Source organism: Bacillus sp. EB01, from assembly GCF_000613125.1.
In the GTDB taxonomy this organism is placed as follows: Bacteria; Bacillota; Bacilli; order Bacillales; family Cytobacillaceae; genus Bacillus_D.
Window position 1 is genome coordinate 4,723,727 of sequence record NZ_HG964497.1, and the last position, 14,218, is coordinate 4,737,944.

Annotated in this window: 17 protein-coding genes and 1 pseudogene; 5 read left to right on the forward strand and 13 right to left on the reverse strand. The window is 42.1% G+C overall.

Annotated elements, in window-relative coordinates:
• Positions 1-23: 23 nt before the first annotated feature.
• Positions 24-284, forward strand: a complete 261-nt coding sequence (rpsT, locus tag TY16_RS22280; RefSeq protein WP_043933938.1) for a 30S ribosomal protein S20 — start codon at positions 24-26, stop codon at positions 282-284.
• Between the two features lie 159 nt (positions 285-443).
• On the opposite strand, the gene holA is transcribed toward rpsT, so the two are convergent.
• Positions 444-1,463 (reverse strand): DNA polymerase III subunit delta, encoded by a 1,020-nt coding sequence (holA, locus tag TY16_RS22285; RefSeq protein WP_043933939.1) that lies wholly within the window; start codon positions 1,461-1,463, stop codon positions 444-446.
• 283 nt (positions 1,464-1,746) lie between these two features.
• Here holA and TY16_RS25950 point away from each other — a divergent pair, with 283 nt between their 5' ends.
• Positions 1,747-1,881 carry a YqzM family protein gene (locus tag TY16_RS25950; protein WP_043933940.1) on the forward strand — a complete coding sequence of 45 codons (135 nt, stop codon included), beginning with the start codon at positions 1,747-1,749 and terminating at the stop codon, positions 1,879-1,881.
• A gap of 101 nt (positions 1,882-1,982) precedes the next feature.
• On the opposite strand, the gene TY16_RS22295 is transcribed toward TY16_RS25950, so the two are convergent.
• From TY16_RS22295 to TY16_RS22305, 3 genes and pseudogenes are all read right to left on the reverse strand, one after another.
• Positions 1,983-4,337, reverse strand: a complete 2,355-nt coding sequence (locus TY16_RS22295; protein WP_043933941.1) for a DNA internalization-related competence protein ComEC/Rec2 — start codon at positions 4,335-4,337, stop codon at positions 1,983-1,985.
• A gap of 84 nt (positions 4,338-4,421) precedes the next feature.
• A pseudogene (locus TY16_RS22300) lies at positions 4,422-4,865 on the reverse strand (ComE operon protein 2); the annotation flags it as partial.
• A gap of 64 nt (positions 4,866-4,929) precedes the next feature.
• Positions 4,930-5,526, reverse strand: coding sequence for a helix-hairpin-helix domain-containing protein (locus TY16_RS22305; protein WP_043933943.1), 597 nt, complete (start codon positions 5,524-5,526; stop codon positions 4,930-4,932).
• 81 nt (positions 5,527-5,607) lie between these two features.
• Here TY16_RS22305 and comER point away from each other — a divergent pair, with 81 nt between their 5' ends.
• Positions 5,608-6,435 carry a late competence protein ComER gene (gene comER, locus TY16_RS22310; RefSeq protein WP_043933944.1) on the forward strand — a complete coding sequence of 276 codons (828 nt, stop codon included), beginning with the start codon at positions 5,608-5,610 and terminating at the stop codon, positions 6,433-6,435.
• An 80-nt stretch (positions 6,436-6,515) separates the two neighbouring features.
• Here the strand turns inward: comER and TY16_RS22315 are convergent, their stop codons facing one another.
• From TY16_RS22315 to TY16_RS22350, 8 genes are all read right to left on the reverse strand, one after another.
• Positions 6,516-7,271 (reverse strand): class I SAM-dependent DNA methyltransferase, encoded by a 756-nt coding sequence (locus TY16_RS22315; protein WP_043933945.1) that lies wholly within the window; start codon positions 7,269-7,271, stop codon positions 6,516-6,518.
• Positions 7,268-7,624 carry a ribosome silencing factor gene (rsfS, locus tag TY16_RS22320; RefSeq protein ID WP_043933946.1) on the reverse strand — a complete coding sequence of 119 codons (357 nt, stop codon included), beginning with the start codon at positions 7,622-7,624 and terminating at the stop codon, positions 7,268-7,270. Before rsfS ends, TY16_RS22315 begins: the two co-directional genes overlap by 4 nt.
• Before the next feature lie 168 nt (positions 7,625-7,792).
• Positions 7,793-8,347 (reverse strand): bis(5'-nucleosyl)-tetraphosphatase (symmetrical) YqeK, encoded by a 555-nt coding sequence (yqeK, locus tag TY16_RS22325; RefSeq protein ID WP_043933947.1) that lies wholly within the window; start codon positions 8,345-8,347, stop codon positions 7,793-7,795.
• On the reverse strand, positions 8,337-8,906 hold the full coding sequence (locus TY16_RS22330) for a nicotinate-nucleotide adenylyltransferase (RefSeq protein WP_043933948.1): 570 nt from the start codon (positions 8,904-8,906) through the stop codon (positions 8,337-8,339). The genes yqeK and TY16_RS22330 overlap by 11 nt, the downstream gene beginning before the upstream one ends.
• A 24-nt stretch (positions 8,907-8,930) precedes the next feature.
• A complete protein-coding gene (gene yhbY / locus TY16_RS22335) occupies positions 8,931-9,221 on the reverse strand; it encodes a ribosome assembly RNA-binding protein YhbY (protein WP_043933949.1) in 291 nt (96 codons plus the stop codon).
• A complete protein-coding gene (aroE, locus tag TY16_RS22340; protein WP_269320318.1) occupies positions 9,222-10,055 on the reverse strand; it encodes a shikimate dehydrogenase in 834 nt (277 codons plus the stop codon).
• 85 nt (positions 10,056-10,140) lie between these two features.
• Positions 10,141-11,247, reverse strand: a complete 1,107-nt coding sequence (yqeH, locus tag TY16_RS22345; RefSeq protein WP_043933950.1) for a ribosome biogenesis GTPase YqeH — start codon at positions 11,245-11,247, stop codon at positions 10,141-10,143.
• Complete coding sequence (locus TY16_RS22350) at positions 11,244-11,774, reverse strand: YqeG family HAD IIIA-type phosphatase (RefSeq protein WP_269320319.1); 531 nt, start codon at positions 11,772-11,774, stop codon at positions 11,244-11,246. Before TY16_RS22350 ends, yqeH begins: the two co-directional genes overlap by 4 nt.
• A gap of 419 nt (positions 11,775-12,193) precedes the next feature.
• On the opposite strand from TY16_RS22350, the gene TY16_RS25955 reads away from it, so the two are divergent.
• Positions 12,194-12,334, forward strand: coding sequence for a sporulation histidine kinase inhibitor Sda (locus TY16_RS25955; protein WP_081773079.1), 141 nt, complete (start codon positions 12,194-12,196; stop codon positions 12,332-12,334).
• A gap of 132 nt (positions 12,335-12,466) precedes the next feature.
• On the opposite strand, the gene TY16_RS22355 is transcribed toward TY16_RS25955, so the two are convergent.
• On the reverse strand, positions 12,467-13,249 hold the full coding sequence (locus tag TY16_RS22355; protein ID WP_043933952.1) for a phosphatidylserine decarboxylase: 783 nt from the start codon (positions 13,247-13,249) through the stop codon (positions 12,467-12,469).
• Positions 13,250-13,638: 389 nt separating this feature from the next.
• Between TY16_RS22355 and pssA the strand changes: the two genes are divergently transcribed.
• Complete coding sequence (gene pssA / locus TY16_RS22360) at positions 13,639-14,178, forward strand: CDP-diacylglycerol--serine O-phosphatidyltransferase (protein ID WP_043933953.1); 540 nt, start codon at positions 13,639-13,641, stop codon at positions 14,176-14,178.
• Positions 14,179-14,218 lie beyond the last annotated feature (40 nt).

The following is a 14,218-nucleotide window of genomic DNA, read 5'->3' on the forward strand; positions in this document are numbered from 1 at the left end:
TTCTTGTTTAGGAGGTGAATGGAATGCCAAACATTAAATCTGCTATTAAGCGCGTAAAGATTAACGAAAAAAACAATGCTCAAAATACCGCTGTGAAATCTACAATGCGTACTGCTGTTAAAAAAGTTGAAGCTGCTGTTACTGTAAACGACAGTGCTGCTGCGAAAGACGCTTATGCAAACGCTGCTAGCAAGCTTGATAAAGCTGCTACAAAAGGCCTTATCCATAAAAATGCTGCAGCCCGCAAAAAAGCCCGCCTGGCTAAAAAAATCAACTCTCTATAAGAAAGGCAAGAGCGGCTTAGAGGTATTTGCTGTCGCTATCGCTTGAATATAAAAAGAGTTAACAGCCTGCATCCCCAAAAGAGAGCAGGCTGTTTTTTTATTTGTGAATCCTTTTTTACAGTGTATCCCCGTAAATCAATACACGATTAGCTTCCCCGTTTATATCGCCGTACCCAACTTCATCAGGAATAGCTCAACAAGCAATGATTTATCGGCACCACCCGTTTTCATTTGATAGTCAGCATCTGCAATCATCGCTATAATTTTGGCTAGTTCTTCATCCCCGAATCTGGATGCAAGTCCGGCAGCTACCTTGACCCGATATGGATGCACCTTAAGGGCAGAGGCTATTTGCTGCTGGCCGTATCCCTTTCTGCTGAGCTCTTTTATCTGATATATCAGCCTGAATTGCCCAGCAAGAAGAGCGAGGATTTTAATAGGCTCCTCATTTTGCTTCAGGAGGTCATAGTAAATTCTGAGCGCCTCAGCTGAATTTCTTTGAACCACCTTATCCGTCAGACTGAATATATTTTGCTCGAGTGACTTTGGGATTAACATCTCAGCAGTCGCAGCATCAATTTTTCCTCCCTCTCCTGCATAAAGCGCAAGTTTGTCCAGCTCATTAGAAAGCATAGTCAGGTTGGATCCTGCGAGTGAGAGAATCGTTTCCACTGCCTCAGACTTAAGGGTAATCCCATTTTTGTCCGCCTTGTCCGAAATCCAGGCTTTCAGCTCAGGCTCACTCAGCTTCTTCATGTCTGCTACTGCAGCCAACCGTTTGAGCTCCTTAGTAATTTTTTTTCGTTCGTCCAACTTTTCATATGGAGCCATAAAAACAAGAACGCTATATGGCGCGGGCTCCTTAATATACGCCTCAAGCCTGGAAATGTTATGAGCTATTTTTTCCTTTTGCTTTTCCGAAGAGAGAAAATATGGATTGTGGGCAAAAACAACTTTTTTCTCACCAAGAAAAGGCAGGGTTTCTGCATCTTCAATAACTTCCTCAATTGGAGTTTCCTCAAGATCATAATTTGAGAAATTGAAATCCCGGTCATCCCCAAGGATATGTTCAAGTAAAAGCTGTCCAGTTTCTTTCATGAGAAAAGCTTCTGTCCCATACAAAAGGTAAACGGGCGAAAAATTCTTCTTTTTTATTTTTTTCCATAATTCAATTACCATTGAAATAATCTCTCCCTACTTACAAACAACCTATCTCTATCGTAAAGAAGCCCGTCCATTTTTACAAGCATTCAAAGGGAATCGGATATCCATTCCGATTCCCGTTTTATATGAACGCCGGCAAGGGTAAGTCCCGGGCCTTAACCTGCTGGCGGAATGCCTTAGTGATTTTATTTTTGCCCCATGGCGGCAAACTATTTGTGTAAACTCCTGACAAAAGGTGAGGGCTGGATTTTTCAAAAAGGTTCGCTTATACTAAAATGGAAATAGGGAGGGGAAGCGTGTGAACGAATTCGAACAAAACGTCCAGGACAAACGGAACGATGCGATTGATTCAGGGGTAGGATTTATTGTGTCTTTTGGCTTTTTCGCAACCATGTTTTTAATTGCAACAGTGATCAAACTTATCGGATCTTAAATCTTGGTCAGGGGCCGCCCACGCGGCCTTTTTTTATTACTAATAAAACTTTGCATCTGTAGATACCATTCCTATCAAGTGTATCTTGCTTACGCTTTTGTTTATTCCTGATTGGATAGTGCATTGTATGGCAGATGAGTAGAAAAGGTTCCTTTTTCTCCATAAAAAGTATAGGTTATCGCGCCGTGCAAATCGGTCCGAAAAATAATAGTGTCCAACTCCTTAAAGCGATGGATGGTTTCTGTATGGGGATGGCCGAATCTATTGCCGGCTCCTGCTGAAATAAGAGTGATTTTCGGGCGGTAAAGCTTTAGGAAATCTTCAGTTGACGACGTTTTACTGCCATGGTGACCCGCTTTCAATACATCAATCCCAAGCCCTGGATAATCGGCCATAATATTCTTTTCACCTTGTTCTTCCAGATCCCCTGTAAAAAACCAACTCTTCCCTCCCAGCTTAGTAAAAAGGGAAATTGAATTGTCATTTCTTTCTTTATTATTGTCCTTCTTGGGAGAAAGGATATGGAAACTAGCCCCTCCGGCATACCATTTATCTCCTTCCGTGACCTCAGTTACCTTTATACGTTTTTCCACTGCAAGGGCAATGACATCATGCTCCGATTTTGATTTCTCTTCTACACGAGGCATCACAATTTCCTTAACTTGCACCTCTTCGAGAATCGCCAATGCACCGCCAATATGGTCCTGATCTCCATGGGTCAAAATTAGCTTATCCAATTTCCCGATGCCCCTTGCCAGCAGAAAAGGAATGACAATATCCTGGCCTGGGTCAAACGAACTAACGCGCTCCTGCCATGGCTCTTTTTCAAAAACGATGCTCCCTCCTGTATCAATTAAATAATTTCCTTCACCGTCTGGAAGGGAGATTAAGATGCTGTCTCCCTGCCCGACATCGATCATAGTGATTTCGCCTGATTTGGAAAAATTCGTGTTGGCATAGCTGTGTACAGCCAAAATCAAAAATGGCAAGGAAAGAATCAGAAAGCTTTTTTTCCACAATTGACTCTTTTCCCATAATTTAAAAATGGTTAGTACACCTATTGTATATAAAGCAAAAAGGAATATCGGCATTTTTCCTGGATAAAGCTGAATAGGCACCTTCGACAAGGCCAAGGCAAGGTTATCAGAAAAAATGATAATCGTATTAACAGAACCGCGAATCCAAGCAGGTACACTTCCAAATAGTGCAATAAGGATATAAAAGCTATACACAACAGGGCTAAAGATAAAGCTGTAAAGGGGAATAAACACCAAATTGGCGAGAATGCTGATGAGAGGAACTGTATAGAAGTGGGTAAGAAGGATTGGCAAAGCGGCCAATTGAGAAATAACGGTTCCAGTAATCATAAAGGTTAGGCCTGTTAGTTCTTTTTCCTTGAAAGCCTGATAGGAAAAAACAAGCACAAATGTCACTGCATATGAAAGCTGAAAACCCGGATTAAATAAAATATAAGGGCTGGTGAAAAGAAATAGTAGAAAAGATAGGGCAAGAGCATCTACAGTTCCAAACCCAATTCGATTTGAACCTAAAGGTATCGTGAGCATGATAGAAGCCATAATCACTGATCGGATAACAGATGGGCTCCCCCCGGCAAGTACGGCATAAACCGGCAAAAGGAGTATCAATAGGACGGCCATTTTTTCTCTGGCTACCCCGAGGCGTATCCCTGCATAAAGTGCCAGTCCCGATAATAGACTTACCTGCATGCCGGATATCGCTAGCAAATGGCTGATGCCAAGCTTCGTATAAGCCCCTTCCAGGTTTTCGGGAATCTTTGATTGTTCGCCAAATATGAGAGCTGAAACAAGTCTGGCTGCTTCTTTAGGAAGGCGCTCAGAAAGATGTTTTGTTTCAGTTTCCCTAACTCTCCCTATCATTTCGTAAAAAGTCAGCTTCCTTACCCTTGCATCTTCAAGCGGCATCGTATCCGAGTCAAATATCCAATGCACCTGTTGTCTCCGTAAATAGCTTCGATAATCAAAACCGCCTGGATTCCGGGCTTCAGGCGGGATTTTTAACTCGCCGCCGAGAATTGATGAAACACCAAAGAAAGATGCTGAAAGGAGTTTTTCTTTTTCTGCTTCTGAGCGAATCCTATAGGTAACGAGAAGTTCTTCCCCTGATTCTAAATCCACCGCAAATGCTTTAAAGGAATCGCCATCGATGAAAGCTCCTGAGCGGAAATCGAGTTGAAAGCTTCGTTCTCCCTTTCCTAGAATAGTCTGATTAGCAGACTGGGTATGCTCTGTTACAGCGAAAAATAGAGTAAATACAATCAATGTTAATATCACTTCATTTGTCTTAAGCTTGTTCATCCCTTTTAAGATAAGGATTTGAGCAGTGAAGAGTATTAGCACGTGTAATGGGGAAGGTGTCATTGCTGCAAGGACACCAAGAATTGAGGAAGGAACGAAGAAGATCGCCTTTGTTTTCATACAACCTCCTAGATGGACAGGTATCCTTTAACAATCTGGATACCTGCCTAGGAATTACTTTACTGCCGGGGAATTGATTTTTCCGAGATCAAGGATCGATTCAGTTAATGGTACTTTTTCAAGCTTCACACCGGCTTGTTCGAAAAGCTCAATCGCATATGGATGGTTTTTATAGTCCATGGCGTAATAAACGGTCTTAATGCCGGCCTGTATAATTGCTTTTGAACATTGCAGACAAGGAAAATGTGTGACATATATTTCCGCGTCACCTGTTGTGACCCCAAATTTAGCACATTGGAGCAAGGCATTCATCTCTGCATGAATGGTTCTGACACAATGGTTATCAATAACATAACAGCCATGGTCGCTGCAATGGTCCCCGCCTGCAATTGAACCATTATAGCCTCCTGCTATAATTCGCTTATCCCTAACAATGGTTGCACCGACCATCAGGCGGGTACAGGTGCTTCTCAGTGCGAGCAAATGGCTTTGGGCCATGAAATATTGATCCCATGGAATTCTCTCCACATTTCTCTCCCCCTGGCATAATTATATTTGTCCTTATTAGTTTACAGGTCTTATTTGAACTTGGTCAATGCACAGTAATTGCTCCTTCAAGTTTCTCGAACGTTTTATCGCCAATCCCGCTGATCTCCTTCAGCTCTTCCGGTTTTTTAAACGGGCCGTTCTTTTCCCGATATTCTATAATCGCCGCCGCCTTTGAGGGTCCAATTCCAGGTATCTCCTGGAGTTCAGTTTCATTGGCCCGGTTTATATTAATTTTTCCATTTCCGGATGCAACGTCAGTACCAGAAGCGGTACTTCCCGCCTCTTCCCCTTTAGCAGGAACGTATACGATCATTTCATCCTGGAGTTTTTGGGCAAAATTGACCCCGGAAGTATCCGCACTTTCGGATAAGCCGCCTGCTAGTTCGATAATGTCAATAACACGCTCATCCGGGCTTGCGTGATAGACTCCTGGTTTTTCCACAGCTCCTTTTACATCTATAAGGATTGTGGTTGAATCGGGGACAGGGGGAGTTTCCTGCATACCCTCCTCTGATTCGACTGTGCTAGCAGCAATAATATCGGTTGGGGCGGTATCACGGTTAGAATAATATAGAAACCCGAGGGCCACAGCAAGAGCTGCAGCTATATAATATTTGTGATCAATCAGCCACTCTTTCATGACAGCACTTCCTTTAGGTATAATTTGCTTGTCTTATTCATATTGTGTTAGTGGTATTCGTTTGGCTAGGGAGGGATGAATATGAGAATCGGAATAATCGGAATAGGAAACATGGGGAAAATACTTGCAGAATCGTTTATTGGCAGCGGAATTGTCGAGGAGGAATCCGTAATTGCCTTTAATAGAACAAAATCTAAGGCGTTAAATCTTCAAAAGGATTTTCCTGGTATCTTTGTTGCGGATTCAGCGGCTGAGGCCGCCCGTTTATCAGATATCGTTTTTGTTTGTGTAAAACCGTTGGATATCGCGAATCTGCTTAAAGATATCACCTCCTGTCTTTCAAAAGAAAAATGTCTCGTTTCAATAACAAGCCCAATTACAACCGGCCAGTTGGAGTCCCTCGTTGGCTGTTCGGTTATCAGGGCAATTCCAAGCATAACAAACCGTGCAAATGCCGGAGTTTCACTACTAACCTTTGGCGAAAAATGTGACCCGAAATGGAAGCTGATTGTGGAATCACTCATGGGAAAAATATCATCACCCATAAAAATTGACCAGCCGCTAGTGAGAGTTGCATCAGATATCGTTAGCTGCGGACCTGCATTTATCAGTTTCATTCTTCAGGAATTTATAGAAGCAGCGGTAAAGGAAACAAATATTAGTAAGGAAATGGCTACTGATATGGCGAGTGGGATGATTATCGGCATGGGTGAACTGTTGAGGCAGGGACATTATACCCTTCCTGCACTACAGGAAAAGGTTTGTGTAAAAGGCGGGATCACCGGTGAAGGAATTAAAGTTCTAGAGGGCGGTGCACTGGAGGATTTATTCAGGAATCTGTATAGGGCAACTCATGCAAAGTTCAATGAAGATCTTGAAAAAACAGAAAAGCAGTATTCAACACATTAGTATTTCGACACGAACATACTTAATCCTTCTTTATTTAGCAAAAAAACAGCCATTCTCCTATAATAAGGGAATGGCTTCTTTTATTTTTGCGGTTTTCTAGCAATGAAAAAAATTCGTTCCGAGTCGGCGGAAGGGCCGGCCATATCAAAATCTGCTCCAATCTGCAGAACTTCAAAGCCAGCATCCTGAAGCCACGCTGTATACGTTTCTACTGGAAATGTCCTTTGATAATGAATCTCGTCAAATCGATCATATTTTCCAGACAGTTCATCAAGGATGAAAAAACTAATTTCATGTTCCACACTGTTAGGGTGTTCGCCTTCGAAACTATCCCAGATATAGGAAACTTCATCTCCATTCAAGGAAAACGAGTGGTTGATGAATCCCTCGGTAACCTTATGGACTGAATGAACGTCAAAGATGAATAATCCACCAGGAACAAGATGATGAGCGACCCTTTGGAATGTCTCCGTAACCTCATTTTCAGAACGAAGATAATTTAACGAATCACAAAATATGCCACAAATCCCAAACTGTCCAGGCAGCTCTAGTTCCGCCATATTCTGTTCATAAAAAGGAATGTTCATCCCTGCTTCCTCTGCTTTTGAACGTGCAACAGACAGCATTTCCGAGGAGAGATCAACGCCAGTAACAGAAAAGCCCTCAGAAGCAAATCTTATTGAAAGCTGGCCTGTTCCAGATCCCAGGTCAAGCAGGGACATATCATCTTTTAATCCATAAAGCCTCCAGGCGGATAGAACGAACTCCACCCAGCTGGAATATGGGGCTTCTTCCATTAAAGCATCATAATAATAGGCAAAACGTCCGTAACTCATGGATTGATAACGCTCGAAATATTTTCAAGCGGCGCATCTCCCCAAAGGCGTTCGAGATTGTAATAAGTACGTTCATCACGATGGAACACATGAGCCACAACATCTCCCAAATCGATTAAGACCCATCTGGCTTCATCGTAGCCTTCCATCCTTCTGACATCATAGCCGTTTTCCTCAGCTTTGTCCCTGATTTCAGTAGCAATTGCCTGTACTTGTTTATCTGAATTCCCATGGCAGATAATGAAATAATCTGCAATAAGGGAAATGCCCTTCATATTTAAAGCCAATATATCTTCGGCCCTTTTGTCATCTGCGGCTTTAACCGCTACTTGTAAAAGATCTGCTTTGCTCATGCATCAATCCTCCTATTTTTTACCCCACTCTTAACGGGCAGTAAGACCCCCACTCAAAATTCAAATGTAAAGAAGTACAAATAAGTGGGGGGCAACTGCCCGTAAAGGTCCGATTGGTTCACCTAATCATCAGTGGGGGATAAACACCCCTCCCCCACTGATGGAGGTTCACTTTATGAGGTCATTATATGTTAAAAAAGTTTCCGGATAAACCATCTGGTTCCTATTCATTAAAAACATGATCGTATTCTTCACTGCCTGGGTAAGTGCCAAGTCAAGGCTTTCCTCCGCTAGTTGACGGGTCTCTTCCACTCCTGGAAAATTCCTGCCTGGTTCAATATAGTCTGCCAAATAAATAATCTTTTCAAGCAAAGACATGCCAGGTCTGCCGGAAGTATGGTACCGTATGGCTCCCAATATTTCTTCATCCTGGATACCAGCTTCTTTTTGAGCAAGAAACGCACCGACTGGCGCATGCCACAATTCTGGATTAAAGCTTAGCAAATCCTCGGGGTAACCATTTTGAAGGATAATTTGTTTCATTTCTTCCTTCGGGCGAAACTTTGCAATATCATGAAAAATAGCTGCCAGCTCCGCTTTTTTGCACTCAGCATTATTTTTTTCTGCAAGAGAAATCGCTGTTTCCATAACCCCGATTGTATGAAGATAACGATGTTCAGTTAAAAATGGCCTGACAAACGCCAGAGCTTGTTCACGTTCCATATAAATGGTTCTCCCTAATGTGCCGGATCACTTCCTCCGGTACCAAATATTTCACTGTTTCCCCGTTACGCAGCCTGTTTCTAACCAGGCTTGAGGATATATTGATTTCAGGAATATCAACGGTCATAATTGGAAAATCGGTTGCCATGCTATAACCCGGCCTCTCTACACCGATAAAGGTAACCATTTTCATCAAGTCATCAATTCGATGCCATTTTGGAAGGTATTCGACCATGTCGGCACCGATGATAAAATAAAATTGCTCCTCATTGTATTGACTTTTCAAGATTTCCATTGTGTCAACAGTATAGGAAGGTCCTGGCCTTTCAAGCTCACATGTTTCAACCTTAAATAACTTATTCCCCGTTATGGCCAGTTCAAGCATAGCCAGCCTGTCGCTATTCTCCGCGCCTGCTGACTTTTTTTTATGGGGCGGCTCCTGATTTGGCATGAACCATACTTCATCAAGTCCTGCCGAAATGCATACTTCGTTTGCAATAATCAAGTGGCCAATATGAGGGGGGTTGAATGTTCCTCCGAGAATACCGATTTTTTTCATTGGCCCTCCTCCTTATTATGCACGTTATGGAAGTTGTATTTGCTTATTTTCCACTGATTCTTTATAAAGTACGATGGTATGGCCGATTACCTGTACAAGCTCTGCTCTAGTACCTTTTGCAAGTTTTTCAGCAACTACATCCTTATCCTCATCACAATTCTGTAGGATGCTTACCTTAAGTAATTCCCTCGCTTCCAATGCGTCGGCAATTTGAGCAACCATATTTTCATTGACACCGCCTTTACCCACCTGAAAGATTGGGTTAAGATGATGAGCTTTTGACCGCAGGAATCGTTTTTGTTTACCTGTTAACATTTAGTTTCCACCTCCCAGCTGATCCATAACCAGCCGTTTCATTCTTTCAGTATCCGGCCTAATGCCAGTCCATAATTCAAATGCAAGTGCGCCTTGATAGATGAACATTCCAATCCCATTGATTGTCGTTGCACCTTTTTTCCTTGCCATTTCAAGGAATTTTGTTTCAGAGGGATTGTAAATGATATCCGCCACAACCTTTTGGGAATCGAGATAAATTAAATCCAATGGCATTTCCTCAGGTTTAGGAAACATGCCTGAAGGCGTCGTCTGGATGACAACGCCGTAATCATTAATGGCCCGCTCGGCTTCTTTGAGACTTAATGCAGATGAAGGGATTTTTGCCGCGATTTCACCAGCCAATACCTTTGCTTTGTCCATGCTCCGATTACATATATCGATTCGCTTTGGGTTGGTTTTCGCCATGGCAAAACTAATGGCCCTTGCTCCTCCACCTGCGCCAATCACGAGAATGTCTGCTCCCTCGGTAGAAACCCCTGCTTCTTCAAGGCTTCTCAAAAATCCAGGTCCGTCCGTATTATATCCTATCAGCCTGCCATCTTCATTGATGACAGTATTGACTGCGCCAATTTCTCCGGCTAAAGGGTCTATGGCATCCAACAGCGGAATGATGTCAGATTTAAACGGCACGGTAACATTGAACCCCGAAATGCCAAGGGCTCTAATGCCTTCCACCGCTTGATGAAGTTTCCCCTTCTCGACAAGAAATGGCTGGTAATAAGCATCAATTTGATTGGAATGGAATAGATCATTTTGCATCAGCGGTGATTTGGATTGTGCTATTGGATTTCCAATGAGACCGTAAAGCTTCAAAACAACTCCCCCAATATTCTTACATACATCTCAAGCTATCTGCGATCAATAGGGATGTTAACTTGCTCTCAAGAAAACAACCGAATTAAAACAGTGATTTTCTCAAAAGCGTCTGTACACCCTTCGGAACATACGCCACGACTTTTGCTCCCGGGTCATTAATAGTCACCCAGCCAAGCCCGGAAAAGACGATATCAGTCTTGGCCTCTTTAATAATATACTCCTGTTTACCAAGTTCAGGAAGCAGATTTACTTCATCTGGGTCAGGCGGTGTCAGCATTCCACCGAGATGTTTCTCATATAACTCATCTGCATTTTCAGTCTTGGTACGGTGAATATCAATATCGTTAGAGAAATGGCAGACTATGCCTCTTCTCCCGCCACTTACATAATCAATTCTCCCTAAGCCTCCGAAGAAAAGGGTTTGGCCCTCATTTAGCTGGAAGACCCGCGGTTTGATTTCCTTTTTAGGCGTGATTGCTTTTAATCCTTTTTTGCCAACATAATGTGCCATTTGATGATGATTAATGATTCCTGGAGTGTCAATGAGCGACTTCCCATCATCAAGCGGGATTTTTATTATATCAAGGGTCGTGCCTGGGAAATGGGAAGTTGTAATCACGTCCTGCCCTCCAGCCACCTCTTTAATAATCCTGTTAATAAATGTTGATTTACCAACGTTAGTACAGCCTACTACAAACACATCTTTTCCCTGTCTGTATGAATCAATTGCAGCTGCAGCCTCACGGATGGATTGTCCCTTTGCTGCGGAAATAAGGAAAACATCCTCAGCATGCAGGCCCAGCTCCTTTGACTGCTTTTTCATCCAACTAATCAATTTAGTGTGTTTGACGGACTTTGGCAGAAGGTCGGCCTTATTCCCAATCAGGATGATTTTATTCTTACCCGCGAACCGGTGCATACCGGGAATCCAGCTGCCATTGAAGTCAAATATATCAACGATTTTGACTATCAAAGAATCAGTCTCACCAATACGGTTCAAGATTTTTAGAAAATCATCATCTGTCAGGCTTACATCCTGGACCTCATTATAATGCTTCAGCCGGAAGCAGCGCTGGCAAATTATTTGTTCTTTATTAAGCGAAGATTGCGGTGCATAGCCAAGTTCTCCAGGCTCATCTGTCTGGATGGCAACGCCGCAGCCCAAGCAAATATCATGTTCGTTATTCACTTCGAGTCCTCCCAATTGAGCATTCCCCTTTTTCGGAAGAAGCTCAAAATCCGCCTCTCAACTTTACGGTTAAATCTTGTTATCAATCCATCGGTAGAAGCGACCGGGACAACCAGGATAGTATGGAAGCCACCGCGGTTGCCGCCAAAGACATCAGTCAATAGCTGATCACCAATTACCACTGTCTCTTCACGCTTGAGGCCCATGCGATTGATTGCTTTTTTAAACGCACGAGTCATTGGCTTTCGCGCTTGAAAAATAAATGGAATTCCTAGCGGATCGGAAAATGCTCTAACCCTTTGTTCATTATTATTGGAAACAATGGTCACCAATATATCATTTTTTCTCATTTCATCGAACCACTCTATAAGTTTTGGGGTGGCATACGGACGATCCCACTCAACAAGCGTGTTATCGAGATCAGTAATGATTCCTTTTATCCCCTTTTCTTTAAGCTGTTCAGGAGTTATTAAAAATATATTCTTCACATGTTCATCAGGAAGAAAATGCTTTAACATGGTAAACACCCTCTTTACATCTAATCATCTTGATTGGCAATGTTTTCATCATAACGAATTTTACCTCAGGTTTCAAAGATATTTATTATACCTTGAATTATTAATGTCTTAAAGTGACAGTATCCGAAAAAACAACTGAAAAATTGCAGAAATTCGAGGAAAAATCACGAATTTAATAAAAACTTTTCGACAAATTTCTTCCTTTTGAAACTTGTGTATAAAATTATCAACATTTTACCGCTTGTTACTATCACTTTTTTCCCATTTATAAACAATTTAATCACAGGTTATCCACGGGTATATGTGGATAATAGGAACGATTGTTCTTAAATCACTTTTTTGATAGATTAGTGGTACAACATCCTGAACCTACAATATATGTTCATGTCATATAAATCATGCTTATAAAATGAGAGGGGAGTGCCAGTATGCGGAAATTATCTGATGACCTTTTGATCGAATCTTATTACAAAGCTATGGAACTTAACTTAAGCCCCGATTTTATTCGCCTAATCGAGAAAGAAATCCATCGCCGTTCATTATCTAATCGAATCAGAGTATCCTCTTGATACAGGCCCTAAGGGGCTTTTTTTTTGCTGTTATTCCGAGGACACTAACGGACAAGTAAAAGGCGGCTCCAGTCCATGGGCCGCCTTCATTCTTTTAAAGATTCCATCGTCATTTTTTTTCATAGATTAAGTTCAGCTTTTCAATACGCCAACCCTTTCACCCATGCGGATATCATGGGGGACCTGAAGGGATTCGTCGGGAATAAACCTATCTTTTTCAAATAAGAGTACAATTGTGGAACCAAAGCTAAAATAAGCTATTTCTTCACCTTTTTGAAGCTCTGAGCCAGAATGGGTAGTTTCAATAGAATTAACGAACATGGCACCAACCTTTACTATTGCTACCATCCCTTCTTCCGTTTCAACTTCGGTAATCATTCGGTAATTTTTCGATAACGTATCGATCCCGTATTTTAATCCCCATTTATTGACTGGATATGATTTTGTGCCAAGAACCCACTGCTTCTGGACTTTTCCATTTACCGGACTATGAATTCGATGGTAATGGCTTGGGCTTAAATAAAATATCATATACACGCCATTCAAATACTTTTCAACCGCTTGACGGTCTCCCAGCATTTCCTCGACAGAATATATTTTTCCCTTTACTTCCATTTCACTTGATTCTTTGATTACCCCAATGTCTTCAATTACTGCATCCACAGGGCTGGTTACAGTATCCTTTGCCAGGTCTACTATTCGGGAACCAGGCTTTAGCTTTCGCACGAAAAGGTCGTGCAAAGTCGGGAAGTCCTTAAGCTGTACCTCCATCTCCTCAGTATTAAGGCGATAGGCTTTTGCAAAGCGGGCAACCGCGCGCCTGCTGAATCGGGATCGAGCAAACTTTTTTAATACATCTGATGACCATTTTCCATTTGTCAATTCAATCAATAACCGGTAGATAGGCTGAAACAATGTAGTAACCTCCAAAAAGTGTAAATATACTATTTACGAATCGTCATAAAATACTTAAAATAAAATAATATAGGATATGAACTGTTATAAATCAAGAAAGCGCAAGCGGCTTGACCAGCGCCGTATGGACTCCTCGAAAAAGCTATCACTTTTTCTTCGTGCGATGCTGATGCTGCCGAAGCCTTCCTTGTGGAGGGCCTCGAAGGAGATAAAGGAAACACGATGAGCGAAGGCGAATCGATGTTGACTTATCGTAACGAGGGGACCGAAGTACACTAGGCGCTAGACGCTATAGCTAGACAATGAACCAAAACGGGGACCTGCGGCCTCTGCCTTTGTTTCTTTCATAACCGGGATGCTGCATTCCGGAAAGTAAAAGGAGTGAGGAAATGTTTTTATTTGATGTTATTGTTCCTACCTTTAAAAAGCTAAAGGCTCAGACTGCAAACGTGCTAACCTTAATCAACTTATCACTTGGCGGTTTTGCCATTATCTCCACCTTACATGGAAACTTAAGGCTTAGCCTGCTGCTGATTTTCATCGCAGCCCTCGCCGACCGGTTCGATGGAATGGTCGCAAGGAAATTCAACATAGAATCGGAACTCGGAAAACAATTGGATTCCATGAGTGATATTATATCATTTGGTGTTGCTCCTGCACTATTATTATATCAAGGGATTTTATTTGAACTTGGCGCACCCGGGACGTTCTTCACTGTGTTTTTTATTGCCTGCGGCGCATTCAGGCTTGCACGGTTCAATATAACTGAAAGCAATGGATATTTTACCGGCCTTCCAATTACTGCGGCTGGCTGCCTTGTGACGTTAAGCTATTTGGCCACGCCTTATCTTGCCCCGCAAATTTTTCTGTTCACAATTATGATTTTAGCTTTTCTTATGGTTTCTACTTTTAGACTTCGGAAGGTTTAAGGTTAAGATAATGAACCCAATAGGGAATAGAAAAAATATA

What these genes read in the sequence shown, in the direction of transcription:
- rpsT (WP_043933938.1), top strand. Translation starts at nt 24, where the DNA reads ATGCCAAACATTAAATCTGCTATTAAGCGCGTAAAGATTAACGAAAAA.
- holA (WP_043933939.1), bottom strand. Translation starts at nt 1,463, where the DNA reads ATGGTAATTGAATTATGGAAAAAAATAAAAAAGAAGAATTTTTCGCCC.
- TY16_RS22295 (WP_043933941.1), bottom strand. Translation starts at nt 4,337, where the DNA reads ATGAAAACAAAGGCGATCTTCTTCGTTCCTTCCTCAATTCTTGGTGTC.
- TY16_RS22305 (WP_043933943.1), bottom strand. Translation starts at nt 5,526, where the DNA reads ATGAAAGAGTGGCTGATTGATCACAAATATTATATAGCTGCAGCTCTT.
- comER (WP_043933944.1), top strand. Translation starts at nt 5,608, where the DNA reads ATGAGAATCGGAATAATCGGAATAGGAAACATGGGGAAAATACTTGCA.
- TY16_RS22315 (WP_043933945.1), bottom strand. Translation starts at nt 7,271, where the DNA reads ATGAGTTACGGACGTTTTGCCTATTATTATGATGCTTTAATGGAAGAA.
- rsfS (WP_043933946.1), bottom strand. Translation starts at nt 7,624, where the DNA reads ATGAGCAAAGCAGATCTTTTACAAGTAGCGGTTAAAGCCGCAGATGAC.
- yqeK (WP_043933947.1), bottom strand. Translation starts at nt 8,347, where the DNA reads ATGGAACGTGAACAAGCTCTGGCGTTTGTCAGGCCATTTTTAACTGAA.
- TY16_RS22330 (WP_043933948.1), bottom strand. Translation starts at nt 8,906, where the DNA reads ATGAAAAAAATCGGTATTCTCGGAGGAACATTCAACCCCCCTCATATT.
- yhbY (WP_043933949.1), bottom strand. Translation starts at nt 9,221, where the DNA reads ATGTTAACAGGTAAACAAAAACGATTCCTGCGGTCAAAAGCTCATCAT.
- TY16_RS25955 (WP_081773079.1), top strand. Translation starts at nt 12,194, where the DNA reads ATGCGGAAATTATCTGATGACCTTTTGATCGAATCTTATTACAAAGCT.
- pssA (WP_043933953.1), top strand. Translation starts at nt 13,639, where the DNA reads ATGTTTTTATTTGATGTTATTGTTCCTACCTTTAAAAAGCTAAAGGCT.